This is a genomic window from Chryseobacterium sp. SIMBA_028 (genome assembly GCF_046535285.1).
Lineage (GTDB): Bacteria > Bacteroidota > Bacteroidia > Flavobacteriales > Weeksellaceae > Chryseobacterium.
On record NZ_JAWRWZ010000895.1, the window covers coordinates 1 to 230 of the forward strand.

Below are 230 nucleotides of genomic sequence, written 5' to 3' on the forward strand. Positions count from 1 at the left end.
GTTCTGCACCGCGAGCAGGCACATCTGGACGAAAATGCCTACCGTCGCCTCAGGAGCATACGTTTGCCAGTTGGTATTGCTGACAAAGGAGATCGCCGTGTTCATGGCGATCCAGGGATCAACTCCCGGCAGCGCGTTATTCCCGGGAAGCACCCCTTGCAGACGTTGCAGGGCGAAGACCACCAGGATGGATACGGCTGAGAAGACCAGGATGCTCCGGAGATACACGG

The 230-nt window shown here is 58.3% G+C and carries 1 protein-coding gene; it reads right to left on the bottom strand.

The features are described 5' to 3' along the window. On the bottom strand, positions 1-228 hold a 228-nt coding region (locus SCA31_RS25785; RefSeq protein ID WP_410699769.1), incomplete at its 3' end, for a potassium-transporting ATPase subunit KdpA. Positions 229-230: the final 2 nt, after the last annotated feature.